The organism is Streptomyces zhihengii (genome assembly GCF_016919245.1).
Taxonomy (GTDB): Bacteria; Actinomycetota; Actinomycetes; order Streptomycetales; family Streptomycetaceae; genus Streptomyces; species Streptomyces zhihengii.
This window is the reverse complement of the sequence record NZ_JAFEJA010000002.1, coordinates 1,503,033-1,527,254: the sequence shown is the minus strand read 5'-3', so window position 1 is coordinate 1,527,254 and position 24,222 is coordinate 1,503,033. Positions and strand designations below refer to the sequence as shown.

Sequence of the window (24,222 nt, the reverse complement as noted above, 5' to 3'; positions counted from 1 at the left end):
GTGGCCGACCGCGGTCGGCCGTGGACCGGAAGGGCGCGGTCAGCCGTAGACGACCGTCACCGAGCGGAAGCCGAGGGAGCCGAGCAGGCCCTCCAGCATGGCGGTGGTGTTCTTCTCCGCGCGGGCGGTCAGGCCGCTCTCGCGGGCGGCCTTGTCGATGTGGTCGGCGGCGAGCCGGTGGACGGCGCGCTCGTCGGCCGGGTTGTCGGAGAACAGGTCGCCGAGCCGGTCCAGCAGGCCGCGTTCCTTGGAGACCGCGTAGGAGCGGTCCGGGTCGAGGGCGGCGGATCCCAGGCGGGCGTGCGGCAGTCGGACGGTCGCCTCGGTGCGGTCGTCGTTCACGCGGACGCTGTCCTCGCGGAGGGATCCGAAGTCGACGTAGGCCGAGACACTGCCGGCGCCGACGAAGAGGGTGCGGGTTCCCCGGATGGCGTCCGGGAGGAACTTGGTGTCCTTCTCCAGGTCGACGACGACCTGGAAGTCGCCTGCCGCGCCCTCGTAGCGGTCGAGGTCGCGGACGGATTTCAGCAGGACGGGGCCGGTCCGGTCCTCGGTCCGCTCGCCGAACAGGTCGCCCAGGCCCCCGAACGGGTTGAACCCCACGAGCAGGGTGACCACCAGGGCCAGGCACACCAGCGCGGCAACGACGACCGCGACCGTGCGCCGGGCGCCACGCACGACGGCGGGCTCCGGGGCGGAGCCGTCACTCTTGCGCAGAAGCTTCGTCATAGCGAACGGATGCCCGCGCCACCGCGGATCAGGCCGGGCCAACTCCGCCCGGAGGGCGCCTCGTTCGCCCCGGCCCGTATCACCATATGGACTAGACCAATTTCGTGGCACCGTCGCGCCCACCTGCTGCTCTTCGTCCGCCACCTGCGGCGGACCCGGCGAACCGCGGCGCCCGGCCGGACCCCGGGGCGGCTATTGGTCTAGACGTTTCCGGCGGGCCGTCGTTACGTTGTCCCGCGCACGATCAAGGGAGCTCCCGAACAGCCGTACTCGTCATTCCACGTCATCGGAGGAACCTAATGGTCAAGAGTCTGTCCGCCTTCGCCGGCCGCGCGTTCGCACGGGTCCTGCCCCAGGAGACCGCGGCCGCCGCGTGCGCGTGCCCGGCCGGCAGCTCCAGCTGGTGTTCGGGCGAGAACCTGTACACCCGCTTCTGCTGCTCCTGGAACTGCGCCGCCGCGCCGACCTGCACGGTCACCGTGGTCTACGGGGCCTGCTGACGGACCGGCCGCACCACCGGGTCCCGGCGGCACCGCCCGCCGCCGGGACCCGGCACCGCCGGCCCGCCGGGGGCCGGCCCGGAATCCGGGACGGACAGGACGGGAGACATGGAATACCTGCTCTTCGGCGCACGGTGCGCCCTGGCCCTGACCCTGCTGGCCTCGGTCACCGGCAAACTGCGCGCGCCCGGCGGCATCACCGGGACCGTCGCGGACCTCGGCATCGTGCCCCGCCGCCTCGCGGGGCCGGTCGGCGCGGCCGTGATCGCCGCCGAGACTTCCGCGATCGCGCTGGTCTGGCTGCCCGGACCGGCCGGTGTCGCCGCCTTCCTCGGCGCCGCCGCCCTGATCGCGGCCTTCACGGCGGTGCTGGTCGTCCTGATCCGCCGGGACGACGACGTCTCGTGCGCCTGCTTCGGCGCCTCGCGCACACCGGTGGGCCCCGCGCACCTGGTGCGCAACGGCGTGCTGCTGGCCGTGTGCGGCCTCGGCGCCGCCGCGGCGGCCGCGGGCCCCGGCGCCGCGCTGCCGCCCGAGCTGCCGGCCGCGTTCGCGGCGGGGCTGGTCGCCGTCGTCACCGGCGTCCTGCTGATCTCCACCGACACCCTGGCCGGTCTCTTCACCCGCCCCTCCTGACCGGGGCCGGGCGGCACCGCGCGCGCCGTGCGCGCGGGCCCGCACCCCACCCTCCGAGAACCGGCACCGACCACGGTCCGGCCGGTGGCCGTCCGGCCACCGTCAAGCGCACGGAAGTGAGGCACCGTTGTCCGTCACCACCACCGTCGTCGTCTGCGTCAACGCCGTCATCGGCGTGCTCAACCTGCTGCTGCTCCTGGCGCTCGCCCGCCGCATCGCCGACGGCGGGCACGGTCACGGCGGACCCGCGGGGGACGCGGCCGTCACCGTGCCGGAGAACCGCCTGAGCGACGGATCCCCCGTGCCCGCCTTCCGGGTGACCACCCGCCAGGACGGCCCGATCGGCGACACCGACCTGACCGGGCCCGCCGCCGTCGGCTTCTTCTCCACGACCTGCCGGCCCTGCCGCGAGCAGGCCCCGGGCTTCGCCCGGATCGCGGCCACCGTCCCCGGCGGACGCGACCATGTCGTCGCCGTCGTCAAGGGAGCCGGGCCGGTCGCCGACGAGCTCGTGGAACTCCTCTCCCCCGTCGCACGGGTCGTGGTCGAGGCCGACGACGCGAACGACCCGACGCTGCGGCCCGGCGTCATCCTGGCATCGGAGGCCTTCGGGATCGTCCGCTGGCCCAGCTATGTCGAGATCGGGGCGGACGGGCGGATCGCCAACCGGGAGTCGGCGACCGAGCTGTTCACCGGCTCCGGCGCACTGCCCGCGCCGCAGACGGTCTGAGCGCGGCCGTGGACACCGCGCAGGGCGACGGCACGCGCCGCCAGGCCCGTGAAGCCGTGCGTTCCGCCGCCGCCGCCTTCGCCCTCGCCTGGCGGGCGGGACCGGCGGTGGTCGCGGCGTACGTCGCCGTCAGCGTCGTCGCGGGGCTGCTCCCCACGGCGGCCGCCCTGCTGGTGAGCAGCCTCCTGGACCGGCTCACCACGCCCGGCGGCGGTGCGCTGGCGCCCGTCGCGCTGCTGCTCGTGGCGGCGACGCTCGGCATCTCGCTCACCACCCCCGCCGGGGAGTTCCTGCGCGGCGAGAGCACCCGGGCGCTGCGCGTGCGGGTGCAGGAGGAGATGCTGGACGCGGTCAACCGGCTGCCCGGCATGCGGCACTTCGAGGACCCCGCGTTCCAGGACCGGCTGCGTCTCGCGCAGCAGGCGGCCGGCAACGCGCCCGATCTGCTGGTCGGTTCGGTCGTCAGCGGCCTCCAGGCCGCGGTGCTGCTCGCCGGGTTCCTGATCACCGTCTTCGTGATCAACCCCGTGCTCGGCGTCGTCACCCTGCTGCTGGCGGTGCCCGCGCTGCGCACCCAGCTCGCGGCCGGCCGCCGTCGTGCCGAGGTGCTGCGCGACACGATGGGCAACAGCCGCCGCGAGATGTTCTACGGCAGCCTCCTGTCGGACACCGACACCCTGAAGGAGGTCCGGCTCTTCGGCCTCCAGCGGTACTTCACCGACCGGGCGGCGGCCGAACTGCGCACCGTCGTGCGCGCCGAACGCGGCACCGATCTGCGGGCTCTGCGCGAGCGGGTGCCCGACCTGCTGCTCGGCGCGGCCGTCTTCGCCGCCGGCCTGCTGTGGGCGGTGCGCGCCGCGGACCGGGGCGAGCTGACCGTCGGCGACCTGTCGGTCTTCGTCACCGCCACCGCCGGGATCCAGCGCGGGGTGGCCCAGCTCGCCTCCACCGCGTCCACGGCGTACCAGGCGGCCCTGACCTTCACCTTCTTCCGCACCCTCCGCGACGTGCCGCCGGACCTGGCGCTCGCCGAGGCGCCGCGCCCCGTGCCGGGCCTCGCGGGGCGCGTCGAGCTGCGCGACGTGTGGTTCCGCTACACGCCGGACTCGCCGTGGATCCTGCGCGGCGTCGATCTCAGCCTGGAGACGGGCGGGGTGACGGCGCTCGTCGGCGTCAACGGCACCGGCAAGAGCACCCTGGTGAAGCTGCTGTGCCGGCTCTACGAACCCACGCGCGGCCGGATCCTGTGGGACGGCACGGACCTGCGCGACTTCGACCCGGCCGAACTGCGCGAGCGCGTCGCCGCGGTGTTCCAGGACTACGGGCGGTACGACCTGACGGCGGGCGAGAACATCGGCATCGGCCGCGTGGCGGAGATCGGGCGCGAGGACCTCGTGACCGGCGCCGCCGTGGCGGCCGGGGTGCATCCTCGGCTCTCCCGTCTCGGGCAGGGGTACGGGACGCTGCTCAGCCGGATCTTCGCCTCCGCGGGGTCCGCCGGGGCGGCCGTCGGCGAGCTGCTCTCCGGCGGCGAGTGGCAGCGGGTGGCCGTGGCCCGCGCGTTCATGCGCCGCGACGCCGACCTGATGATCCTCGACGAGCCGAGTTCCGGTCTGGACGCCGCCGCCGAGCAGGAGATCCACGACAGTCTGCGCACGCTGCGCGCCGATGCGACGGTGCTGGTCATCTCGCACCGGCTCAGCACCGTCCGGGACGCCGACCGCATCGTGGTCCTCGGCGGGGGCCGCGTCACGGAGAGCGGGACGCACGAGGAACTGCTCGCCCTCGACGGGACCTACGCGGGGCTGTTCCGCCTCCAGTCGGCGGGGTACGCGCCGGCGGGCCCGGTTCCGGATCCTCCGACGGGGTCCGTTCCGGATCCGGGCGGCGTCACCCGGCCGGGCGGCGACACGGGCACCGGACCGGACCACCGGGACGGGGACGGTGCGGGCGCGCCCGCACACGGCGGGCAGCCGCCCGCGGCCGCCGGCACCGGGGCCCCTCGGTGACCCGCCGCCCCGGCCGCCTCCCGGGCCTCCGCGCGGACGCACCGGCGCCGCGCGCGCCGCGTCGCCGGGCGCACGCGCACCCGGTGGCCCGGCTTGCCCCCGGCCCCAGCTCCCGCCCCCGCACCGAAGGACGTGCCCGCCGATGACCGCAGTCGCCCTCACCGTGTCCGCCGTCGTGGCCCTGGCCGCCGTGCTGCTCGCCGTGGCCCGGCGCGTGCTCCTCGTCGTGACGGTGCACGGCGCCAGCATGTACCCGGCGCTCGCGCCCGGGGACCGCGTCCTGGTGCTGCGGGCCGGGCCCCCCGCACGGCGCCCGCGCCGCGGCCGTGTGGTGGTGCTCCGCGCCGACCGCGTCCCCGGGGCCGGCCCGGGGGGTCTGCTCGTCAAGCGCGTCGCCGCGCGGGCGGGTGAACCCGTGCCGCCGGGGGCCGGCGAGGGCGTCGTCCCGGACGGGCGCCTCGTCGTGCTCGGCGACAACCCGGAGGTCAGCACCGACTCGCGCGTCTGGGGTCCGGTGCCGGCCGCGAGCGTCGTCGGCGTCACGATCGGCCGGCTGCCGCGTGCCGCCGGCCCGTCGCGGCCGCCGGCGCCGAGCGCCCCCCACGGGGTGTGACACCCCGGCCCGTCGCGGCAGGCGGCGCGTGGCGCCCCGCACCGGGTGCGGCACCCCGGCCCGGGGGCCGGGCGGTCAGAGCCAGTCGTGCTCCCGCGCGTAGCGCGCCGCCTCGTGGCGGGTGCGGGTCTGGGTCTTCTGCATGGCGTTCGAGAGGTAGTTGCGCACCGTCCCCTCCGCGAGGTGTAGCCGGGCGGCGATGTCGGCGACCGAGTAGCCCTCGCCGGTCACCCGCAGCACGTCCGTCTCCCGGTCGGTGAGCGGGCAGTCGTCGATGACGGCGCGGGCGGAGACGTCCGGGTCGATCCACCGCTTGCCTTCGTGCAGCGCGGCGATGACCGAGGTGATGTGCGCCGGCTCCGCCGCCTTGCTGACGAAGCCCTGCACCCCCAGCTTGAGGGCCTTGCGCAGCACCCCGGGGCGCGCGTGGCGCGTGAGCATGAGGATCACCTGCCCGGGCCGGGCGCGGCGGATCTCCGCGACGGCGCCGAGACCGTCCACCCCGGGCATCTCCAGGTCGATGACGAGCACGTCGGGCCGGTGCCGCAGGGTGGCCTCGACGGCCTCCGCGCCGTCCGCCGCCTCGGCGAGCACGGTGATCTCCCCTTCCAGGGGGAGCAGCGCCGCCAGCGCCTTGCGCAGCAGGACCTCGTCGTCGGCCAGTACCACCGTGGTCATCTCTCGCCCTCCCTCGTCGCCGGGCTGCCGCCGGGGCGCGGGAAGTCCGCGGCGGTCAGGAACCATCCGTCGTTCTGCTCCACCGTCAGTTCGCCTCCGTCGTCCGCCACGCGCAGCCTCAGGGCGGACAGCCCCCTGAGCTCGGGGAGCGGCCCTTCGCGCGCCCCGTCGTTGACGATGGTGATGCCGGATCCGGAGAGGGTGATGCGCACCGTCGCGGCCTGTGCGTGGCGCAGGATGTTGGTCGTCGTCTCGCGGAGGACCTGGCCGAGGTGCTCGCTGGTGCGGGCGTCGACGGACGGCCCGCGGGTGACGCTCACCTCGATGCCGGCGGCCTCGAAGAGGTTCTTGGCGTTCTCCAGTTCGGCGGAGAGGTTGAGCCGGCGCTGCGCGTGGGCGAGTTCCTTGGTCCGGTCGATGGTGTCGCCGACGAGGGCCTGGATCTCGCCCAGTTCCCGCTCCGCCCGGGCGGGGTCGGTGTGGACCAGCTTCCTGGCCAGGGCGACCTTCAGCTTGACGACATGGAGGGTGTGCCCCTGGATGTCGTGGAGGTCGCCGGCGAAGCGGACGCGTTCCCGGATGACGGCCAGCTCGGCCTCCCGTTCGCGTGACTGCTCCAGCTCCGCCACGAGGCCGTAGAACCGCTGGTTGGGGAACATCAGACCGGTCACCACGGCGGTCACACCGGCGGGGATGATCACGTACGAGATCAGCACGGCGGGGATGTCGTCCTGGGTGATCCACAGCCGGGCCAGACCGACCCCGGTGACGAAGCCGACCAGGGCGACGGCCGCCGCGCCGCGGTGGCGCGGCAGCCGGGAGACGACGTGGGGGCCGACGACGGCCAGTCCGTAGAAGGCGGTGTCGCAGCCCTCGGCCACGCCGTACACCCACACGGCGGCGGTGACGGCCAGGCAGGGGACGGCGACGGCGAAGAGGCGGCCCGAGGCCCACCGCACGAACGCCAGCAGGGCCGCCAGCACGCCCGCGCCGAGCACCGCGGCCTGCGTCCAGCTCTCGGCGTCGAACGCCACCGTGGCCGCCCCGGCGAAGGCGAGGGGCGGGAGCAGCATCACCAGATTGAGCCTGCGCAGCCGGCCGCGGGTCTCCTCGGAGTGCTCGGGCGGGGGGTGCGCCGTGTCCCCGGTCCGCCTCACCGCCGGCGTCCGGCCGTGCGGCGGGGGGTGGCGGCACCGCGCGGACCGTGCGGTGGAACGGCCGCGGGGGCCGTCCGCGCGATGCGCGGTGGTGCGGTGTCCATGGGGGTCTCCGGGCTCGGACGGCGGATGCTGCCTCCCAGTATTGGCCGGGGCCCAGGGCGCGACCAGTGACACCGTGTCATGGCCGGGGCCTGCCGGATGTCACGGTGCGGTGGTGACGTGGCCGCACTGACGGCCCGGCCCGGCGGCCGGTGGAATGGGACGCATGTCCTCCACACCGGTCATCGACGTCGAACACCTGCATCTCGCCTACGGCGACTTCCACGCCGTGAAGGACGTGTCCTTCCGGGTGGCACGCGGCGAGCTCTACGCCCTGCTGGGCACGAACGGGGCGGGGAAGACCTCGACCCTGGAGATCGTCGAGGGGCACCGCCGGGCCACCTCGGGGACCGTGCGCGTCTTCGGCCGCGATCCGCGGGACCGCGCCGCCGTCCGGCCCAGGATGGGCGTGATGCTCCAGGAGAGCGGCTTCTCGCCCGATCTGACGGTGGCGGAGTCCGTCCGGCTGTTCGGCGAGCTCAGCCGGCGGCGGGACAGCGTGCCGCGGGTGCTCGCCGTCGCCGGGCTCACCCACAAGGCCGGCACCAGGGCAGCCCAGCTCTCCGGCGGCGAGAAGCGGCGCCTGGACTTCGCCACCGCCGTGTACGGCACGCCGGAGCTGGTGTTCCTGGACGAGCCGACCACGGGTCTGGACATCCAGTCGCGGGACGCCCTGTGGGACGCGGTGGACCGGCTGCGCGAGGACGGTTCCACCGTCGTGCTCACCACCCACTACCTGGAGGAGGCCCAGCAGCGCGCGGACCGCATCGGGCTGATGCACCGGGGCACCCTCCACCAGGAGGGCACCGTCCACGAACTGACCAGGACCCTGCCGGCGACGATCCGCTTCACCCTCGCGGACGGCGCGCCGGAGCTTCCGCTGCCGGCCGTGCGCCGGGACGACGGCAGGGTCCTCGTCGAGACCTTCGACCTCCAGGCGGACCTGTACACCCTGCTGGGCTGGGCGCACGCCCACGCCACGGAACTGCGGGGGATCGAGGCGGGGCCGACCCGGCTCGACGACGTGTTCCGTGCCCTCGACAACCCGTAGCCGCCCGCCCGCCCCCGGAAAACGACTCCCCGACCTCCCCGTCTCCCCGAAAGGGGCTCTCCACCATGCTCGCCATCGCGCTCAGCGAACTGATCCAGATCTTCCGGAACCGGTCGGTACTGCTGGCCGGCTTCCTCATCCCCGTGGTGCCGTGCGCGTTCTTCGTCTACCGGCACGAGGTCTTCGAGGACCTCGCCGGCCTCGGCTACATCGCGGCGGTGGTGGTGTGCACCGTGGGCGCGTTCGGGCTCTACACCACGACGGTGACCACGCTGGCCTCGCGCCGCCAGACCCTCTTCCTGAAGCGGCTGCGCTCCACGCCGGCGGGTGACGCCACCATCCTGCTGGGGCTGATGCTGCCGGTGACCGTCCTCGCGCTGCTCCAGGTGACCGTGATCCTCGTGGTGCTGTCGGCGGTCACCGGCGGCCCGGCCCAGGTCCCGCTGCTGGTGGCGGCGATCGTCGCGACCGTGGCGATGATGCTCGGTCTCGGGCTGGCCACGGCCGGGCTGACCAACTCCCCCGAGCACGCCCAGGTGACGACGCTGCCCGTGAGCATCGGCACCATCGCGGTGGCGACCTGGGTGGGGATCACCGGTACCGAGGAGCTCACCCTGCTCAAGCGGCTGCTGCCCGGCGGCGCGGCCACGGAGCTGGTGGTCGACGCCTGGGAGGGCGGCGCCGCCGTCACAGACTCCCTGGTCCTGCTGGCCCCCACGCTCGCCTGGGTCGTCGTCGCCGCCGCGCTGGCCTCGCGCCTGTTCCGGTGGGAGCCGCGCCGCTGACGTCCCGCGGCCCGTGCCCGGCCGGGCCGTGCGGACGCCGGGCGGGCCGGCCGAGGACGACCCCGAGCAGCACGAGGGCCAGGCCGCCCGCCTGCTGGAGCGCCAGCGTCTCCCCCGCCACCAGCGTGCCGAGCAGCACGCCCGTGACGGGGTTGAGCAGGCCGACGAGCCCGACGGTGCCGGCCGGCAGACGCCGCAGCCCGGCGAACCAGGCGGCGAAGGCGAGCGCCGTGGCCACCAGGGCGACATAGCCGAACGCCAGCAGCGCGGACGCCGGCAGGGCGGGCGGCGGCCCCTCCACCGCGGCGGCGACGGGCAGCAGGATCAGGCCGCCCGCGGTGAGCTGCCACGCGGTCGACGAGAGGACGTCGGCGCCCGTGCTCCACCGCTTGGCGAGGATGTAGCCGCACGAGGAGACCACCATGGCCGCCGCCGAGGCGAGGACGCCGGGCACGCTCACGCCCCCGTCCCCGGTGAGCACCATGAGGCACACCCCGCCGAGCCCGATCGCGGCACCGGCGAGATGCGCGGCGCCCGGGCGTTCGGACACCAGGGCCCAGGCCATGAGCATCATCGTCAGCGGCGCCGCGGCCATCACCGTGGCCGCGACGCTGGTCGGGAGCAGCTGGGACGCGGCGTAGACGAGGACGAAGAAGACGCTCACATTGAGCAGCCCGAGCACCGCGGAGCGCCACCACCAGGCGCCGTGGGGCCGGCGCCGGCACAGGCACAGCAGGAGGAGGCCGGCCGGCAGGGCCCGCAGGACCGCGCCGTAGAGGGGGTGCTCCGGGGGCAGGTACGCGTGGGTGACGTAGTAGTTGGTGCCCCAGGCCACCGGCGCGACGGCGGTCAGGGCCATCCACCGCAGATTACCTTCCATGGAAGACAATATAGCTTCCACGGAAGATAGACTCGCCCCATGGACTCCAGGGACTCCTCGCACTCCGACCCGCACCCCGGCCCGCACCCCGACTCGCACCCCGACGACCGCGTCGCCCGCATCCAGGCCGAATGGCGCCGGGAACGCCCCGACGTCGACGTCTCCCCCCAGGCGGTCATCGGCCGGCTGCACCGGCTCGCCGGCCGGCTCACCGCGGAGCTGCGGATCGTCTACGACCGCTACGGCCTCGGCGAGGGCGAGTTCGACGTGCTGTGCGCGCTGCGCCGCGCCGGGGAGCCCTTCGAGCGGGCGCCGGGCGAACTCGCCGCGCACACCATGGTCACCACCGGGGCGATGACCAAGCGGATCGACCGCCTGGAGCGCGCCGGGCTCGTCACCCGCCGCCGCTCCGGCGACGACCAGCGGGCCCGGATCGTCGCCCTCACCCGCCCCGGGCTCGACCTCGTCGACCGGGCGTTCGCCGACCACATGCGCAACGAGCGCCGTCTGCTGGACCTGCTGACCGCGGACGAGTCCGCCGGTCTGGAGACCCTGCTCACGAGCTGGCTGGCCCGCATGGACGCGCCCTCGGCCGGGGACCGACCCGCCGGGCCGCCGCGCTGACGGGAGAGGCCGCTCAGTCGTCCAGTGTCGCGTTGCCGAGGCGGCTGACCATCTCGGGGTCGCGGTGGTCGAAGAACGCCGAGGCGCCCGTGTCGAGGGACGCGACGGCGGCCATCTGCTCACCGGTGAGGGCGAAGTCGAAGACGGCGAGGTTCTCGGCCATGCGCTCGGCGCGGACCGACTTGGGGATGACGACGACGCCCCGCTGGACGAGCCAGCGCAGCACGACCTGGGCGACGGACCTGCCGTGGGCGGCGGCGATCCCGGTGAGCAGCGGGTCGGTGAAGAGGTTGTTGCGGCCCTCGGCGAAGGGGCCCCACGACTCGATCTGGACCCCGCGTCCGCGCATCAGGTCCTGTTCGGCCGTGCGCTGGAAGAAGGGATGGGTCTCGATCTGGTTCACCGCCGGGGTGACCTCGTTGTGGTCGATGAGGTCGACGAGCCGGTCGGAGTGGAAGTTGGAGACGCCGACGGCCCGCGCCAGGCCCTCGCGGTGCAGGGCCTCCATGGCCCGCCAGGAGCCGTGGACGTCGCCGTAGGGCTGGTGGATCAGATAGAGGTCCACGTAGTCGGTGCCGAGCTTGCGCAGGGAGGTGTCGAAGGCGCGCCGCGCCCGGTCCTCGCCCGCGTCGGACACCCACAGCTTGGTCGTGACGAACAGGTCCTCGCGCGGGATGCCGCTGCCGGCGACGGCACGGCCGACGGCTTCCTCGTTGCCGTAGGCGGCCGCCGTGTCGAGCGAGCGGTACCCGGCGGCGAGGGCCTCGGTGACGGCCCGTTCCGTGTCGCCGGGCGGGATCTGGTAGACGCCGAAGCCGATGACGGGCATCTCGACGCCGTTGTTCAGGGTGACGGTGTGCATGAAGGGATCCTCGCGTTCCGGGTTGCCTCTCCTGCGGGTGGACGCTCCGGGCCCGCTCGAACCCGCACGGAAAAGCGATTGCCCCGGCGCGGGTGCTCGCGTTGGCTGCGGGCATGACCGAACTGCTCACCGCACGCCTCGTACTGCGCCACTGGCGCGACTGTGACCTCGCGCCCTGGGCCGCCATGAACGCAGATCCCGCGGTGCGCGAGCACCTGGGGGCCCTGCTCACACGGGAGCAGAGCGACGCGTCCGTGGCCCGGTTCCGTGCGGACTTCGAGCGCCGCGGCTACGGATGGTGGGCGGTCGAGGTCCAGGACACCGGGGAGTTCGTCGGGTTCGCCGGACTGGACGACACCGAGGACGCCATGCCGCTGACCGGGGTGGAGATCGGCTGGCGCCTCGCCCGGCCCGCCTGGGGCCGGGGCTACGCCACCGAGGCCGCCCGGGCGGTGCTCGCCCACGGCTTCGGCGCGCTGGGCCTGGCCGGGATCTTCGCCGTCACGACCGCCGGCAACCTCCGTTCGCAGGCGGTGATGCACCGGATCGGCATGGTGCGCGAGCCGGCCGGCGACTTCGACGACCCGTCCGCGCCCGAGGGGCCGCTGCGCCGTCAGGTGGTGTACCGGATCGACCGGGGCCCCGGGGCCGACCGCCCGGCCTGACGGGGCCCCGGGGTCCGGCTCAGAGCACCCGGGCCAGCGCGGCCAGGGCCGCGCGGCGGTCGGGGCCGGCCGGGATGAGCACGGCACTGGTGACACCGGCGGCGAAGAGGCCGTCGATACGGGTCCGGACGTGCGCGGGGGTGCCCGCCAGGGCCAGTCGCTCCACCCACTCCGCCGGCATCGCCTCCGCGAACGCCCGGGCGTCCGCGGAGGCGGCGCGGAGTGCCGCGAGCTCCTCGTGGAAGCCGAGGGGCACGATGTGCGGCCGCCAGTCGGCGTCGCCCAGCGCCTGGAGGGCGGGACGCACGGCGGCGACGGCCGCCCCGGGGTCGTCGGCCACCGCGGCGACGTTGTAGGCGGTGATCCGGTGCGGGCCGCGCGGCGCGATGCTGCGCAGGGCCTCGCGGACGTACGGGGGTGTGACGGGCTCGGCGAGCAGCGTTCCGTCAGCCGTCTCGCCGGAGAGGGCGAGCGACTTGGGGCTGCGGACCCCGGCGAACACGTCGGGGACCAGGTCGGGCACCGCCGTGGGCGCGAGCCGCACGCCGTCGAGCCGGACGTAGCGGCCGTCGACGTCGGCCGTCCCGCCCGACAGCAGGGTGCGCAGGGCGGGGATGTACTCGCGCAGCAGCGTGAGCGGGCTGCGCGGCCAGGCGCCCGCGGCGCGCATCCAGTCGGGCATGCCGTGCCCGACGGCGATGTCCAGCCGGCCGGGGTGGAGCTGGGCGAGCGTGGCCGCCTCCATGGCGGCGAAGGCGACGTTGCGGGCGCCCGCGGGCAGCAGCCCCACGCCGACCCGGATGCGCGAGGTGACGGCGAGCGCCGTCGCGGCCTGGGCGAGCCCGCCGCGGTGTCCGAGGTCCTCGGCGACCCACAGCTCGTCGAAGCCGAGGGCGTCCGCGTCGCGGGCGAAGCCGATCACCTCGGCCGCGGGGAGGTCGCAGGGCAGCAGGACGCCGATCGCGCCGGCCGTGGCGGTCATCGCCCCTCCCCCTGGTGCGACGGGTGCTTCACGGACTCGTCCGCCGGCCGGGGCGGCACCGGCACCGGGCCGGCGGTCACCGGGGCACGGGTGCCGGCTGCGGGGGCGAGGAGGACGGCGGAGGCGACGAAGACCAGGACCACCGCCATCGCGGAGCGCAGTCCGTAGTGGTCCCCGAGGAAGCCGAGGGCCGGCGGCCCCACCAGGAAGGCGACGTAGCCGATGGTGGCGACCAGGCTCACCCGGGCGGTCTTCCCGGGGCCCGAGTCGCCCGCCGCCGACAGGGCGACGGGGAAGCCGAGCGACGCGCCCAGTCCCCAGAACAGCACGGCCGCGGCGGCCACGACGGCGTTGTCGGAGAAGACGACGAGGACCAGCCCGGCGGCGCCGGACACGGCGCTGGCGCGCAGCACCGCCACCCGTCCGTAGCGCTCGATGAAGAACGAGCCGCTGAACCGGCCGAGGGTCATGGCGGCGGCGAACCCGACGAAGACCAGCGAGCCGAGCGCCGGGTCGAGACCGTGGCCGTCGACCATGAGCAGGGGCAGCCAGTCGTTGGCGGCGCCCTCGGCGAGCGCCATGGCCAGGACGATGCCGCCGATCAGCAGCAGGGCGCGGTCCTTCCACACCGGGGCGCCGTGCTCGCCCTCCGGGTGGGACTCGTCCCGGCCCGCGGAGCTGATGCCGGTGCCGGCCGGCACCGCGCGCAGGGCGTGGACGAGGATCGCCGTCGCGATCAGGCCGATGCCGGCCAGGTGCCAGTGGGCGGGGAACGCGGTGGCGGTGGCGGCCATGCCGAGCAGGCCGCCGACGACCGTGCCCAGGCTGAAGCAGCCGTGCAGGGCCGGCAGGACGGCGGTGCCGGTGAGGTGTTCGACGTCGGCCCCGTCCACGTTGACGGCGACCTCGCCGCCTCCCATGCCCGCGCCGAAGACGCCGAGCCCGGCCGCGACCAGCGGTGCCGAGGAGGCGGCGCTGCCCGCGGCGATGACGAAGACGGCGGCGATGACCAGCAGGGTGCCGACGGCGATGACCGGCCGGGTGCCGAAGCGCGACACCAGGCGGCCGGAGCACAGGATGCCCGCCATCGAGCCGACGGACAGGCCGAAGAGGATCAGGCCCATCTGCCCGATGGACACGCCGAGCCCGTCGCGGATGTCCGGGGTCCGCGTGATCCACGACGACATGGCGATGCCGGGCAGGAAGAAGAAGAGGTACAGGGCCTGACGGCGTCGGCGCAGTGCGGGGTCTGTCACGGGGGCTCCGCTGGTTTTCGGAAGTATGGTCCGGCAGACACCAGGTCCGAGCACCCACCGAGTATGCACAAATGTACATACCCGGTGGGCGCCGGTGAAGAGAGGCAGGCTCGGCGATGAGCGGCAGCACGCGCGGCCCGAACGACCCGCGACGACGCGAGCGCATCCTGGACGCGGCGCTCGACGTCGTCGCCGAGCACGGCGCGATCAAGGTGACGTACCGCAGGATCGCCGAAGCCGCGGGCGTGCCGCTGGGCTCGCTCACCTACTACTTCGACGACATGGAGCACCTGCTCACCGCCGCGTTCGGCAGGCTGGCCGATTCCGTCTCCTCCCGCTACGGGGCCCTCCTGGAGGCGGCCGGCACACCGCAGGAGGCGGAGGCCGCCGTCGTCGAGATCATCTGCGGCAAGGTCTGGGGCACCGACCGCGATCTGCTGCTCAGCTACGAGCTGTACGCCTTCGCCACCCGCCACCCGGAGCTGCGCGAGGTGATGCGCTCCTGGATGCGGGCCAGCCGGATGTCGCTGGCCCGCCACTTCGACCCGCTGACGGCCCGGGCGCTCGACGCGCTGGTGGAGGGCCTGTCGATCCACAACTCCGTCGACGCGGAGCCGGCCGACCGCGCGGACGTGGCCGCGATCGTGCACGCCGTCGCCTCCCGGCCGGGCCGCTGAGCCCACGCACGGCGGGGCGCGGGGCCGGAGGGATCGCGCGCGGCGGGGTGCCTGACGCGGACCGGTCATCCCCTGGCCCCCTGCCCGCGCCGACCGCCCTGCGGGTCGGTGCGGCTAGCGGCGGATGATCCCCAGCCCGGTGGCGGCGGCGACGGCCGAGGTGCGGGAGTCGACGCCGAGCTTGGCGTAGACGCGGGCCAGATGGGACTTGACCGTCCCCTCCGTGAGATGGAGACGGCCCGCCACGGCGTGGTTGGACAGGCCCTCGGCGACCAGCGCGAGCACCTCGGTCTCACGGCGGGTCAGGGCCGTGCCCGGTGTGCGCAGCCGGTTCATCAGCCGGTCGGCGACGGACGGCGCCAGCATGGTGCGGCCCTCCGCGGCCGTGCGCACGGCCGCGGCCAGGTCCTCGGGCGGGGCGTCCTTCAGGAGGTAGCCGGTGGCGCCGGCCTCGATGGCGGGCAGGGTGTCCGCGTCGGTGTCGTAGGTGGTGACCACGACCACGCGGGGTGCGCCGGGACGGGCGGTGATGAGGGCGGTGGCCTCGGCGCCGTTCATGCCCCGGCCGAACTGGAGGTCCATCAGGACGACGTCGACGTCCCCCTGCCCGGCCCGGGCGACGGCGGCCTCCGCGGTGGCGGCCTCGGCCACCACGTCGATCCCGGGTTCCGTCTCCAGGACGGCGCGCAGTCCCGCGCGGACGACGGGATGGTCGTCGGCCAGCAGCAGGCGGATGGGGTGACCGGTCACGGGCGTGCCTCGGGTGCGGGGTGGGCGGACGGGGTGTCGAGGGGCAGCCTGGCGGTCAGGACGGTGCCGTCGCCGGGGGCGGAGGCGACGGTCAGGGTCCCGCCGAGGGACCGCACCCGGGCGCGCATGGTGCCCAGTCCGTAGCCGCCGGTCTCCGGGTCGGGTGCCGGCAGGCGCGCCGGGTCGAAGCCGCGCCCGTCGTCGGCCACGCCGAGGGAGACCTGGCCGCCGCCGTAGGTGAGGGTGACGTCCGCGCGGGCGGCTCCGGCGTGGCGGACGGTGTTCGCCAGCGCCGACTGCGCGACGCGCAGCAGCGCGACGTCGTGCGCGGTGGGCAGCGGGACGGGGTCGCCGACGACACGGAAGGCCGCGGCGGGCCCCTGCCGCCCGTCGGTGGCCGCGCACAGACGGTCCAGGGCGTCGGACAGGGTGGCTCCGTCGAGGGCCGGCGGGGCGAGCGCCGCGACGAACCGGCGGGCCTCGGCGAGGTTGTCGACGGCGGCCCGGCGGGCCTGGCCGACGTACCGGGAGGCGTTCGAGGGCGTGTCCGGCAGGGCGCGCTCGGCGGCCCGCAGCAGGAGCTGGATGCTGGACAGGCCCTGGGCGAGGGTGTCGTGGATCTCCCGCGCCAGGCGTTCGCGTTCGGCGAGGACACCGGCGGTGTGCTGGGCGGCGGCCAGGTCGGCGCGGGCCGCGGTTAGCTCCTCGATCAGCCGGCGGCGTGCGTCGCTCTCCCGGTACAGGGCCTGGTAGCCCCGCACCACGGCGACGGCCACCGCCGCGCCGAGCAGGGGGCCGATCGCCATCGCCGCGCCGAAGGAGTCCTGGTGCGCGGCGAACCCGCCGACCGCGGCGACCGCGGTGGCGGCGACGGCCGCCGTGCCGGTCCTCGGGGGCAGCAGATGGAGCTGGAGGAAGTACAGCGGGAAGGCGAGCCACACCGCGTCGGCGGACAGCGCCAGCAGCACCAGCCAGACACCGCCGACGGCGGCCAGCCACAGCGCGGCGGCGCGCCGGGAGCGGGCGACGGCCGGCAGCAGGGGGCCGGCCGCGTAGACCAGGGCGCACACCGCGGCGGCGGCCGGCACGGCCCCCGGGTGCGGGCCGGTGCCGGCCGCCGCCCGTACGGCGGTGAGGGCGAGCAGCCCGAGGAGTAGCAGGTGCAGGCACCACGCGAGGGCGCGCGTGGTCGGGGTGGGGGCGGGGGCGGTGGTCTTCACAGTCCTCCCAGCCTACGGAGGCGGCGGGGCTCGCCGCCTCTGTCGAAAGGTGCAGTCCGCCACCCGCCCATCGGCACGTCAGGTGCTGTCCTGGGCCGGATGCGGGGGCGCGGGGCCGGCCGCGACGGTGGACGCGTACACCGCCGACGGATGGAAGGACAGGCCGACACCGTGTTCGTCGCCTGGAGGGATCTCAGGTTCGCCAAGGGGCGCTTCGCGCTCATGGGCGTCGTCATCGTGCTCATCACCCTGCTGGTCGGACTGCTGTCCGGGCTGACGGCCGGGCTGGGGCGGCAGAACGTCTCCGCCGTGACCGGCCTGCCCGCGGACCGGATCGCCTTCGGCGTGCCCGGCGGAGGCGAGCCGTCGTTCACGGAGTCCGCCGTCACCGAGGAGCAGTGGCGGCGCTGGGCGGACACGCCCGGGGTGACGCGTGCCGAACCGCTGGGCATCGCGCTCACCAGGGCGAGCGCCGGGGAGCGCGGCACCGCGGTCTCCGCCTTCGGTGTGCGGCCCGGTTCCTCCCTCCCCCCGGACGGCGACAGGATCGGCGAGCACACCGCGGTCCTGTCGGCCGCGGCGGCCGAGGAACTCGGCGTCGCGGAGGGCGGCCGTCTCGTCCTCGCCGGACAGCCCCTGACCGTCGCGGCGGTGGGCGGCGACGCCTGGTTCAGCCACACCCCCGTCGTCTGGACGAGCCTGGCCGACTGGCGGCGGGCCGCGCCGCCGGCCGCCGCGTCCGGCGGCCCGTTCGCCAGTGTCATCGCCCTCACCACCTCGTCCGGCAGCCCCGTGGGGGCGGTCGACGAGGCGGTGGGCACCAGCACCGTCCGGACCGCGGACGCGCTGTCGGCGATCGGTTCCTACGCGGCCGAGAACGGCAGCCTGCAACTGATGCGCGGCTTCCTCCTCGTCATCTCCGCCCTGGTCGTCGGCGCCTTCTTCACCGTGTGGACGATCCAGCGCGGCGGTGACGTCGCCGTCCTCAAGGCGCTCGGCGCCTCCACGGGCGGCCTGCTGAGGGACGCACTCGGCCAGGCGCTCGTCCTGCTGACCGGCGGCACCCTCGCCGGCACGGCGCTCGCCGCCGGAGCCGGAGCCCTGCTCGCCGGGTCCGCCGTGCCGTTCCACCTCTCCCCCGCCACCGTCCTCGTCCCGGCCGCCGCGACGGTCGCGCTCGGTGCGCTGGGGGCCGCGCTCTCCGTGCGCCGCATCACCTCCGTCGACCCGCTGACCGCCCTCGGGAGCACCCGGTGAATCTGCGCCTGACCGATGTCACCCTCACCTACCCGGACGGCGACGCCCGGCTGACCGCGCTCGACCGGGTCTGTCTGGACGTGCCCGGGGGCAGCCTCGCGGCCGTCACCGGGCCGTCCGGCTCCGGCAAGTCGAGCCTGCTGGCGGTCGCCGGCACCCTGATCACCCCGGACTCCGGCACCGTGACGGTCGCCGGGACGGACGTCACGGCCCTGACCCGGGCGGAGCGCGCCGTGCTGCGCCGCCGCCACATCGGCATCGTCTTCCAGCAGCCCGGGCTGCTGCCCTCCCTCACCGCCGCCGAGCAGCTCCAGGTGATGGCGCGGATCGACGGCCGCCCGGCCCGCTCCGCCCGGGGCCGGGCCATGGAACTCCTCGCATCCGTCGGCCTGGCGGGCTCGGCCGGCCGGCGGCCGCATCAGCTCTCGGGCGGCCAGCGCCAGCGGGTCGGCATCGCCCGCGCGCTGATGAACGACCCCGCCGTGCTCCTCGTCGACGAGCCCACCAGCGCCCTCGACCGGGAACGGGGCGCGGCCGTCGTCGACCTGCTCACCCGCCTCACCCGGGAGCGCGGCACCGCGACGGTGCTGGTCACCCACGACCGCGCCCATCTCCCCGCGGCCGACCGGGTGGTCGAGGTCCACGACGGTCGGCTGCGCCCCGCGGCGGACCACGAGGCCCCGCTGCCCCGGCCCGCCCGGCCGGCGCCCGCGTCACCGGACCGCTGACCCGGGCCGGGCCCTGACCGGCCGCCACCCGCGCTGGGCCGGGCGGGTGAGCCCCTGCGGCCGGTGCGGCCGCACGGGGCAGGCATCAGCGCATCCGCACCCGTGCCGACGGCAGAAGGACCGTGCACAGGCGGACGAGAGCGGAAGGCTGACCATGCTTGGACTGCGGCCGACAGCGGCCGGACCAGCCGGGCGCTTCGGCGCTCCGCGCACGGCCCGCGACGCCGTCACGGCGGTCGAGGCGGAGCTGGAGCGGTTCCTCGACGCGGAGTTGCGCCGGGCCCGCGGGACGGACGAGGTGTTCGCCCGTCAGGTGGCCGAGCGGGTGGACGCGTTCGTGCGGCGGGGCGGGAAACGGCTGCGTGCCGCCTTCGCCTGGTGCGGCTGGCGCGCCGCCGGGGGCTCCGGCGACGCCCGCGCGGTCCTGCGCACGGGCGCCGCCCTGGAACTCCTCCAGGCGTGCGCGCTGATGCACGACGACGTGATGGACGGGTCGCCGCTGCGCCGGGGGGCGCCCTCGGTCCATGTCGAGCTCGCCGGTCTGCACCGGGCGGCCGGCATGGCCGGCCCGCCCGACGCCTTCGCCCACGCCGCCGCCGTGCTCGCCGGCGATCTCGCGCTGGCCTGGGCCGACGACCTGCTGACCGAGACGGCGCTCGTCTCGCCGCAGGGGCCGCGGCTGCACGAGGAGTGGCGCGCGATGCGCGCGGAGATGGTCGCCGGCCAGTACCGGGACATCCACGCGCAGGCGGCCGGTTCCTCCGGGATCGACGAGGCCCTGACCATCGCCACCCTCAAGAGCGCCCTGTACACGGTCGGGAGGCCGCTCGCGCTCGGCGCCTGCCTGGCGGACGCCGGGCCTCCGGTCCTGGACGCGCTGCGGGACGCCGGGCGCTGCGCGGGGCTCGCGTTCCAGCTCCGCGACGACCTGCTGGGCGCCTTCGGCGAACCTGCGGTGACCGGGAAACCGGCCGGTGACGACCTGCGGGCCCGCAAGCTCAGCTATCTCCTCGCGGTGGGCGTCGAGCGGGCCGGGGCGTCCGGCGACGAGGAGGCGGCCGCCGCCCTCGCCCCGGCGGGTCCCGACCGCCCGGAGCACACCGTGCGGCGGATGCGCGCTGCCCTGGAGCGCACCGGCGCGCGTGCCGCGGTGGAGGACAGGATCGGGGAACTGGCCGCCGAGAGCAGGCGGCACTTCGCGGCCTCCGGCGCGCCGGACGCGGTCCGCGGGGAGTTCGCCGCCCTGGTCGCACGGGCCGCGGGCACGCCGGCCGGTGACGGCGCGTGAGGACCGTCACCGGACCGACCGACGACACGGCGCGCCCCGCGCCCTCCCCGACCGTGGCAGGCACCCATGACCCGTCGTGAACTGGACGCCGCAGGCATCACCGATCCCGCGCTCCGCGCGGCCTACCGCAGGTGCCGGACGCTCAACGCCCGGCACGGGCGCACGTACTTCCTGGCGACCCGTCTGCTGCCGGTGGACCGGCGCTCCTCGGTGCACGCCCTGTACGGCTTCGCCCGGCGGGCCGACGACATCGTGGACGACCTCGGCCCGTCCCGCCCGCCCGGCGAACGGGACGCCCGCCTGAAGGAACTGGAGAACGACCTCGCGCACGGGCTGCGCACGGGCCGCGGGACCGATCCGGTGGTGCGGGCGGTGGCGCACACGGCGGAACGCCTCGGGATCGAGCACATCCTGTTCGCCGACTTCCTGGCCTCGATGCGCAGCGATCTGCGGGTCACCGACTATCCGACCTACGCCGACCTGCGCGCCTACATGCACGGCTCCGCCGCGGTGATCGGCCTCCAGATGCTGCCGGTGCTCGGCACCGTCGTCCCGCGCGAGGAGGCAGCCCCGCACGCGGCGGCGCTCGGCGTGGCGTTCCAGCTCACCAACTTCCTGCGGGACGCGGGCGAGGACCTGGACCGCGGACGGGTGTACCTGCCGGCCGATCTGCTGGCCGCCCACGGCGTGGACCGGCCGCTGCTGGAGTGGAGCCGCCGGACGGGGCGGCGGGACGGCAGGATCCGCGCGGCCCTGGTGGCGGCCGAGGCCATGACGCGCGAGGTGTACCGGGAGGCGGAACCGGGGATCGCGATGCTCGACCCGCGGGTACGCCCGTGCATCCGGGCGGCGTTCGTGCTGTACGGCGGGATCCTCGACGCCGTCGCGGACGCGGACTACCCGGTGCTGCACCGCCGTGTGGCGGTGTCCCGGGGTCGCCGGGCGGCGACCGCCGCGGCCGGCGCGGCGCGGGTGGCCGGCGCCCGGTGGCGCGCCCGGGCCGTGCCCGCCGGCTCCGCGGACCGGGACGCGGCGGTGCCGGGGAACGGCCCCGCGCGGTGACGCGGGTGTGGACGGGCGCCCCGCCCGGTGGACGCCTCCGGCGCGGCGGCGCGGCCCGGGGCGCCGGCCGGCGGCGCCGGTGCGCGGGACGGGGCGGCCGCCGTCGGCACGTCGACCTCGCCTGCGCGGAGCACCACCGGGCGCTGCGCGGCGGGGGCCGCTTCCCCGGGTGAACCGCTGACCCCCGCCCGCGTGCCCCGGGGCCGGGGCATCACCCCCATGCGCCGCCGTTAGCGGACGGCGAGGGCGGAGAGGGTGCGCAGCACCTGGTGCCGTGGCCGGAGAGCCGGCCTGCGAGCGCCTCCTGGGCGGGCGCCGCGTTCGGCCGGCAGGACGGCAGCGGAGAGCCCGGCGATGCCGCCGCCGACCACGGCGACGCCCGGCGCCTCCCGGACGGTGAGGCGGTCCCGGCGGGGGACGGGCATGACGACACGGGCTCCGCGGTCGCGGCCGCGGCGGGGTGGGTACGCGGCGGGGCTCATCGGGTCGGCGGGGTGGGCGTGTTCGGGGTGCCCGGGGTCCCGGGCGTGTTCGGGGTGCTCGGGATCTCCGGCGTCGTCGGCCCCGTCGGGGCGGTGTGGGCGGTGTGGGCGACGAAGGTGTGCGCGATGCCGGTCTGCCAGCCGGCGACCGGCACCGCGCGCGGGTCGCCGAACCCGGCGCGCGCCAGGCGCCGGGTGAACGCGGGGGCGGTGTCGAAGTCGAGGACGCTGCGCCACAGATGGCGGTAGAGGGCCCGGTCCCCGCTGAGGGAGCCCGCCGGCAGGATCACCCCCTGGCACACGGCGGTCCACAGGGCCCGGTGGCGCGCCGAGCCGCTGAGGCTGTACTCGTGCACGGCCAGCCTGCCGCCGGGGCGCAGCAGGGCCCGGATCCCGGCGAGGACGCCGTCCGGATCGGTCAGGTTGCGGAACAGATAGGCGGCGAAGACCGCGTCGAACGGCCCTGCCGTGTCCGGGGTCAGCTCCTCCGCGGGCAGATGGCGGAAGTCCACACGGTCGGGCCACGGCTTGCAGCGTGCCCGCCGGAGCATGCCCGCCGAGGCGTCCACGCCGGTGATCCGGGCGCGGGGCGCCACCCGCAGCAGGGCCAGTGTGGAGGCGCCGGTGCCGCATCCCAGGTCGAGGATGTGCAGTCCCGCCCCGCCGTGGGGCAGCCGCAGCCGGCGCGCCGAGCGCAGCAGGTCCGTGCGGTAGCCGGGGTTGAGGGCGGTGAGCCGGTCGTAGCTCCGCGAGGCGTGGTCGAAGGCGCCGGCCAGCTCGTGGTCGTGCAGGAGGGTCATCGGCGGTTCTTCTCCGGTTCGTTGACGGGGGCTGCGGCAGGGTGCTCGCGGCGGGGCAGGAAGGGGAGCTCGGCGGCGGTCCGGAGCATCGGCAGCACGGGGCCCCGCAGTCCGATGCCGAACTCCTCCCGGGGCGAGGTGGCGCCGTCCAGGAAGCGCAGGATGCGTTCGGCGGGCGTGGTGCGGAACAGGCGGGTGAAGTAGGCGGGGCCGTCGATCCGTCCGGTGTCCAGCGCCCGGAGCAGCACGGCGTCCATGGCGAGGGCGCGCCGCCCGTGAGGGGCGGGGACGGTGGTGCTCCCGTCGCGCAGGCCCTCGGCGATGGCCCGGCTCTGGCGGCGCACGGCGGCGAAGGTGTAGCCGGTGGAGGGGCGGGTGGCGCCGCCCGCGGTCCCGATCCGGAAGACGCCCGGCTCGATCCGGCGCGGGAAGCGCGCGTCGGTCATCGGGATGACGCCGTGTTCGGTGGCCTCGACGGTGAAGGCGTGGAGCCCGAGGACCTTGCGGCTGTAGTGGCTCAGCGCCGCCGCGTACGCGGCCGGGGTTAGCGGGGCCCGGGAGAACTCGGTGTACTCGACGAGGGCGTGGTCGGACGCCAGCGGCAGGACGTAGCCGAAGGCGAGGCCGTGGCGCGGCTGCGGCACCCGGAAGTCCATCAGGTCGGCAACGCCCGGATCGAAGCGCCCGGCCGCCGTGCGCACGAACCAGCCGCAGAAGTGCTGGAGCAGCGTCGTACGGGCGGGCGGCAGCGCGGGCAGCGGACGCGAGTCGAACACGAGGCGGGCGCGCAGGGTCAGTTCCCGTCCGTCCGGGACCGAGCAGCGCACTTCGGCGCCGTCGCCGACCGCGCGCACGGTACCGGCCACGGCCCGCACCACCCGCGCCCGGGGTGACGCGTCGAGCCGTGCGTGCACCAGGCGTTCGAACGCGGCGGAGCCCAGCATGCGGTAGCGCAGGGGGTGCGGTTCGACGGTGGTGGCGCCGCCGTCGGGGGCGTGGATCCGCAGACGCGACCAGGACGCCCGGACGGCCGGCTCGACGTCGTCCGCCTCCGTGTCCCAGAAGCACCACCTCCGTTCGGGCGGCCGCAGCGGGCCGTCGGGCGGTTCCACCACGGTGACCGTGGCGCCGCCGGCGCGGGTCAGCCGGTCGGCGAGGCTGAGTCCCGCCGCGCCCGCACCGAGGATGACGACGTCCGAGGTGCCAGCGGTGTACCGGTCCGCGCCGCTCACCCGGTCCGCCGTCCGGCGGCCCCGCCGGTGGCGGCTCCACGGGGCGCGCCGGCGGGGCCGGCTGCCGGGACTTGTGTGCCGGGATCGTCCACGCATCACTCCGGGGGTCCGCTGCCGTTCTGCCGTGTGCCGGTCGCTTCGTCGCGCCTGTGGTGCCAGTGCCGGTGCCGCTGGTGGTGCCTGTGGTGCTGGTCGTGCTGGTGGTGCCGGTGCGGCTCGTCGTGCCTCGCCGGCCGTCCGTCGTCCCGGTTCGCCGCCGCCGGCATCCACGACGTCCCGGTCCACCGTCGCTTCGGGCCGTGTGCCGCCGGCGGATGCGGACGGACGGGAACGGGGCGCGCAGTCCGGGGCGGGCGCGGGGCGGGGGCGTCGGCGGTCCGCCCAGCGTGGCATACGGGGCGGTGCGCGGCGGGTAGGCACGTCCGGGCACGAGCACGGGCCCGCTGCCGGCGACGGTCGGCGGGACG

Annotated in this window: 26 protein-coding genes; 14 read left to right on the top strand and 12 right to left on the bottom strand. The window is 75.9% G+C overall.

The window, feature by feature from the left end; genetic code table 11:
* Window positions 1-39: 39 nt before the first annotated feature.
* Complete coding sequence (locus tag JE024_RS34160; protein WP_205377745.1) at window positions 40-729, bottom strand: DUF4230 domain-containing protein; 690 nt, start codon at window positions 727-729, stop codon at window positions 40-42.
* Window positions 730-1,028: 299 nt separating this feature from the next.
* Between JE024_RS34160 and JE024_RS34155 the strand changes: the two genes are divergently transcribed.
* The 5 genes from JE024_RS34155 (at window position 1,029) to JE024_RS34135 (ending at window position 5,217) form a co-directional block, all read left to right on the top strand.
* Window positions 1,029-1,229 carry a hypothetical protein gene (locus tag JE024_RS34155; protein WP_205377744.1) on the top strand — a complete coding sequence of 67 codons (201 nt, stop codon included), beginning with the start codon at window positions 1,029-1,031 and terminating at the stop codon, window positions 1,227-1,229.
* A gap of 108 nt (window positions 1,230-1,337) precedes the next feature.
* A complete protein-coding gene (locus JE024_RS34150; RefSeq protein WP_205377743.1) occupies window positions 1,338-1,865 on the top strand; it encodes a MauE/DoxX family redox-associated membrane protein in 528 nt (175 codons plus the stop codon).
* 127 nt (window positions 1,866-1,992) lie between these two features.
* A complete protein-coding gene (locus JE024_RS41400; RefSeq protein WP_244883375.1) occupies window positions 1,993-2,595 on the top strand; it encodes a TlpA family protein disulfide reductase in 603 nt (200 codons plus the stop codon).
* A gap of 8 nt (window positions 2,596-2,603) precedes the next feature.
* Entirely contained in the window at window positions 2,604-4,604 is a 2,001-nt protein-coding gene (locus tag JE024_RS34140) for an ABC transporter ATP-binding protein (protein WP_244883373.1), read from the top strand.
* A 142-nt stretch (window positions 4,605-4,746) separates the two neighbouring features.
* The gene (locus JE024_RS34135; RefSeq protein ID WP_205377742.1) at window positions 4,747-5,217 is read left to right on the top strand and encodes a S26 family signal peptidase; all 471 of its coding nucleotides are present in this window, start codon (window positions 4,747-4,749) and stop codon (window positions 5,215-5,217) included.
* 75 nt (window positions 5,218-5,292) lie between these two features.
* Here JE024_RS34135 and JE024_RS34130 read toward each other — a convergent pair whose 3' ends face one another.
* Window positions 5,293-5,895 (bottom strand): response regulator transcription factor, encoded by a 603-nt coding sequence (locus JE024_RS34130; protein WP_205377741.1) that lies wholly within the window; start codon window positions 5,893-5,895, stop codon window positions 5,293-5,295.
* Entirely contained in the window at window positions 5,892-7,052 is a 1,161-nt protein-coding gene (locus JE024_RS34125) for a sensor histidine kinase (RefSeq protein WP_244883371.1), read from the bottom strand. The genes JE024_RS34130 and JE024_RS34125 overlap by 4 nt, the downstream gene beginning before the upstream one ends.
* A gap of 268 nt (window positions 7,053-7,320) precedes the next feature.
* Between JE024_RS34125 and JE024_RS34120 the strand changes: the two genes are divergently transcribed.
* A complete protein-coding gene (locus JE024_RS34120; protein WP_205377740.1) occupies window positions 7,321-8,205 on the top strand; it encodes an ABC transporter ATP-binding protein in 885 nt (294 codons plus the stop codon).
* Between the two features lie 65 nt (window positions 8,206-8,270).
* The gene (locus JE024_RS34115) at window positions 8,271-8,990 is read left to right on the top strand and encodes an ABC transporter permease (RefSeq protein WP_205377739.1); all 720 of its coding nucleotides are present in this window, start codon (window positions 8,271-8,273) and stop codon (window positions 8,988-8,990) included.
* Here JE024_RS34115 and JE024_RS34110 read toward each other — a convergent pair.
* Window positions 8,893-9,870, bottom strand: a complete 978-nt coding sequence (locus JE024_RS34110) for an EamA family transporter (RefSeq protein ID WP_205377738.1) — start codon at window positions 9,868-9,870, stop codon at window positions 8,893-8,895. The two genes, JE024_RS34115 and JE024_RS34110, sit on opposite strands and share 98 nt — an antisense overlap.
* A gap of 39 nt (window positions 9,871-9,909) precedes the next feature.
* On the opposite strand from JE024_RS34110, the gene JE024_RS34105 reads away from it, so the two are divergent.
* Window positions 9,910-10,494 (top strand): MarR family winged helix-turn-helix transcriptional regulator, encoded by a 585-nt coding sequence (locus JE024_RS34105; protein WP_205377737.1) that lies wholly within the window; start codon window positions 9,910-9,912, stop codon window positions 10,492-10,494.
* Between the two features lie 13 nt (window positions 10,495-10,507).
* On the opposite strand, the gene JE024_RS34100 is transcribed toward JE024_RS34105, so the two are convergent.
* A complete protein-coding gene (locus JE024_RS34100; protein ID WP_205377736.1) occupies window positions 10,508-11,356 on the bottom strand; it encodes an aldo/keto reductase in 849 nt (282 codons plus the stop codon).
* A gap of 113 nt (window positions 11,357-11,469) precedes the next feature.
* On the opposite strand from JE024_RS34100, the gene JE024_RS34095 reads away from it, so the two are divergent.
* A complete protein-coding gene (locus JE024_RS34095; RefSeq protein ID WP_205377735.1) occupies window positions 11,470-12,021 on the top strand; it encodes a GNAT family N-acetyltransferase in 552 nt (183 codons plus the stop codon).
* A 19-nt stretch (window positions 12,022-12,040) separates the two neighbouring features.
* Here JE024_RS34095 and JE024_RS34090 read toward each other — a convergent pair whose 3' ends face one another.
* Entirely contained in the window at window positions 12,041-13,003 is a 963-nt protein-coding gene (locus tag JE024_RS34090; RefSeq protein WP_205377734.1) for an LLM class flavin-dependent oxidoreductase, read from the bottom strand.
* Window positions 13,000-14,259, bottom strand: coding sequence for an MFS transporter (locus tag JE024_RS34085; protein WP_205377733.1), 1,260 nt, complete (start codon window positions 14,257-14,259; stop codon window positions 13,000-13,002). The genes JE024_RS34090 and JE024_RS34085 overlap by 4 nt, the downstream gene beginning before the upstream one ends.
* A gap of 116 nt (window positions 14,260-14,375) precedes the next feature.
* On the opposite strand from JE024_RS34085, the gene JE024_RS34080 reads away from it, so the two are divergent.
* Window positions 14,376-14,936, top strand: coding sequence for a TetR/AcrR family transcriptional regulator (locus tag JE024_RS34080; protein WP_205377732.1), 561 nt, complete (start codon window positions 14,376-14,378; stop codon window positions 14,934-14,936).
* A 114-nt stretch (window positions 14,937-15,050) separates the two neighbouring features.
* Here the strand turns inward: JE024_RS34080 and JE024_RS34075 are convergent, their stop codons facing one another.
* Window positions 15,051-15,686 (bottom strand): response regulator, encoded by a 636-nt coding sequence (locus JE024_RS34075; protein ID WP_205377731.1) that lies wholly within the window; start codon window positions 15,684-15,686, stop codon window positions 15,051-15,053.
* Entirely contained in the window at window positions 15,683-16,906 is a 1,224-nt protein-coding gene (locus tag JE024_RS34070) for a sensor histidine kinase (RefSeq protein WP_205377730.1), read from the bottom strand. Before JE024_RS34070 ends, JE024_RS34075 begins: the two co-directional genes overlap by 4 nt.
* Window positions 16,907-17,077: 171 nt before the next feature.
* Here JE024_RS34070 and JE024_RS34065 point away from each other — a divergent pair, with 171 nt between their 5' ends.
* From JE024_RS34065 to JE024_RS34050, 4 genes are all read left to right on the top strand, one after another.
* Window positions 17,078-18,163, top strand: a complete 1,086-nt coding sequence (locus JE024_RS34065) for an ABC transporter permease (protein WP_205378505.1) — start codon at window positions 17,078-17,080, stop codon at window positions 18,161-18,163.
* The gene (locus tag JE024_RS34060) at window positions 18,160-18,891 is read left to right on the top strand and encodes an ABC transporter ATP-binding protein (protein ID WP_205377729.1); all 732 of its coding nucleotides are present in this window, start codon (window positions 18,160-18,162) and stop codon (window positions 18,889-18,891) included. The genes JE024_RS34065 and JE024_RS34060 overlap by 4 nt, the downstream gene beginning before the upstream one ends.
* 154 nt (window positions 18,892-19,045) lie before the next feature.
* A complete protein-coding gene (locus tag JE024_RS34055; protein WP_205377728.1) occupies window positions 19,046-20,179 on the top strand; it encodes a polyprenyl synthetase family protein in 1,134 nt (377 codons plus the stop codon).
* A 66-nt stretch (window positions 20,180-20,245) separates the two neighbouring features.
* Window positions 20,246-21,241, top strand: a complete 996-nt coding sequence (locus JE024_RS34050; RefSeq protein WP_205377727.1) for a phytoene/squalene synthase family protein — start codon at window positions 20,246-20,248, stop codon at window positions 21,239-21,241.
* 230 nt (window positions 21,242-21,471) lie between these two features.
* On the opposite strand, the gene JE024_RS34045 is transcribed toward JE024_RS34050, so the two are convergent.
* The 3 genes from JE024_RS34045 to JE024_RS34035 are packed head-to-tail and all read right to left on the bottom strand — an operon-like array spanning window position 21,472 to window position 23,755.
* Entirely contained in the window at window positions 21,472-21,666 is a 195-nt protein-coding gene (locus JE024_RS34045; RefSeq protein WP_205377726.1) for a hypothetical protein, read from the bottom strand.
* A 53-nt stretch (window positions 21,667-21,719) separates the two neighbouring features.
* Window positions 21,720-22,523, bottom strand: a complete 804-nt coding sequence (locus JE024_RS34040; protein ID WP_205377725.1) for a methyltransferase domain-containing protein — start codon at window positions 22,521-22,523, stop codon at window positions 21,720-21,722.
* A complete protein-coding gene (locus JE024_RS34035; protein WP_244883369.1) occupies window positions 22,520-23,755 on the bottom strand; it encodes a lycopene cyclase family protein in 1,236 nt (411 codons plus the stop codon). Before JE024_RS34035 ends, JE024_RS34040 begins: the two co-directional genes overlap by 4 nt.
* Between the last annotated feature and the right edge of the window lie 467 nt (window positions 23,756-24,222).